1 protein-coding gene is annotated in these 2,112 nt (G+C 68.5%); it reads right to left on the minus strand.

What is annotated here, in order from left to right:
- Window positions 1–573: 573 nt before the first annotated feature.
- Complete coding sequence (gene lgt / locus DQW85_RS01130; protein ID WP_113698621.1) at window positions 574–1,647, minus strand: prolipoprotein diacylglyceryl transferase; 1,074 nt, start codon at window positions 1,645–1,647, stop codon at window positions 574–576.
- Between the last annotated feature and the right edge of the window lie 465 nt (window positions 1,648–2,112).

Raw genomic sequence — 2,112 nt, forward strand, 5'->3', positions numbered from 1 at the left:
TCGCGCCCGCCGACGTGGTGAGCAGGGTCGCCGCCCTGCGCTCCGGCGGCACGTCCTTCCGTGACACCGTCCCCACTGGCTGAACCATGAGCTGAAGCACCCAACCCGGTAGGGCGCGCTTCGCGTTCCCGCCCAGGCCGCGCTCTCACCGACCGCACCCACCAAGGCGCCAACTCGGGGCGCGGCGAAGATCCATCAACGTCAACGGCGGTGTCCTTGAGGACACCGCCGTTTTCGAGTTGGACGCCGAGCCTTCCCGAGGTCAGCTCGTCGCGCCCTGGGTCGCGTCAGGGCGACCACGTTCACGAGCCGTTCCAGGCGTCGAAGTCCTTGGGGTTCGCGCCGGTCCCGTCGAACGGATCGCGTAGCTCGTCATCGATCATCATGTCCAGATCGGCCCGTGGTCACCGGTCTGGCGGGCAAGTGCATGGACGGCCGACGGCACCACCGTCCAGCTCCACACCTGCAATGGGCATACAACGGGACGACCAGAGACCGGAAGTGGACGATGTCCTGATCTGAAGCCCCCACTCGAGCCGCCCGCGAGAGACGCCATGCCGAACGGCAGAGAGGTCAGGACTCAGGGCCACGTTTCTCCGTGCTGTCGGCAGGCAGGACTTGTACCTCTCCTCCTGACCGCTCTGTCCGCTCCAATGACCTGGCCGCCCGCCGCGCCACTTGCGTGACCAAGCCCGGCGTGCCGCTGTCCTCCTCGTCGGCCTGGTCGGCCGGGTGCGCCGGATCAGCGGCCTCCCCGCCGTCATCCGGGCGCGAGGCGGGCACCACGATCTCCTCGCCGTCCTTGCCACGGGTCACCCAGAGGTAGACCAGCGCGCCGACGAACAGCACGATCGAGGTCCACTGGTTGATCCGCAGCCCCAGGAAGGTCACCGCGTGGTCCACCCCGCCCACCGGGTCGATCCGCAGCCCCTCGATCCAGAACCGCCCCAGCGTGTAGCCGGCGACGTAGAGGGCGAACAGCCGGCCGTGGCGCAGCGTGAACCGCCTGCCGGCCAGGATCAGCCCGAAGCCGAGCGCCAGGTCCCACAGCGACTCGTACAGGAAGGCCGGGTGGTAGAGCACGCCCGGCTCGCCACCGTGCGCCTGGTCGATCTCCAGGCCCCACGGCAACGTGGTCGGCCCGCCGTACAGCTCCTGGTTGAACCAGTTGCCCCAGCGGGCGATCACCTGTCCGAACGCGATGCCGGGCGCGACCGTGTCGGCCACGGCGCTCAGGGACAGGCCCCGGCGGCGGCAGGCCAGCCACACGCCCACGCCTCCCAGGGCGACCGAGCCCCAGATGCTGAGCCCGCCCTCCCAGATGAACAGCGCCCGGTAGGGCTCCTTGATCGCGCGCGGGCCGAAGTAGGTCTGCCAGTCGGTGATGACGTGGTAGAGGCGGCTGCCGATCAGGCCGAAGATCACCCCGGGGACCGCGATGTCGATGCCGATCAGGCCGAAGATCACCCCGGGGACCGCGATGTCGATCATCGTGCCTTTCACGCCGCCACGGGCGCGCCAGCGGCGCTCGCTCAGCCATACGCCGACGACCACTCCGAGGACCATGCACAAGGCATATGCCCGGATCGGGATGAATCCGAGATACCAGACCCCCTCGGAAGGGCTGGGAATCGAGGCAAGGGGCATGCCGGTGAGGGTAGCGGACGACCGGACACCGACAAGGCCGAGTCGCCGCAAACGACCCCACCGCACCCATCGCCCCCGTCATGCACGTCCAACGCGAAAACGGCGGTGTCCACAAGGACACCGCCGCTGATGACACCTCGGGGTGTCCCGGCCGACTCAGCATGCGACACCTGTCGAAGGCGACGCGCATGCCAGCGTACGGACACCTCAGCACATGGGATGTCTTCCTTGGTGTCCAGGTCGAAGTTCTCGGTCAGCGAGAGGACCTTGACGCCGTGCTCGCGCAGCTCGGTCACCACGGTCAGCACGCCGTGCTCGACCTCTCGACTGCGGTCAACGCCGGTCCGGTCCGATCGCGTGCAGCCACAGGGGCCACCGGCACCGGGATTAGGGCCTGTTCTGGGTTCAGATCATGAGGTTGTGCTGCGCGGTGCCATCCGGCCCTGATAGGCGAAGGGGTATGGC

It is taken from the genome of Nonomuraea lactucae (assembly GCF_003313395.1).
GTDB classification, from domain to species: Bacteria; Actinomycetota; Actinomycetes; order Streptosporangiales; family Streptosporangiaceae; genus Nonomuraea; species Nonomuraea lactucae.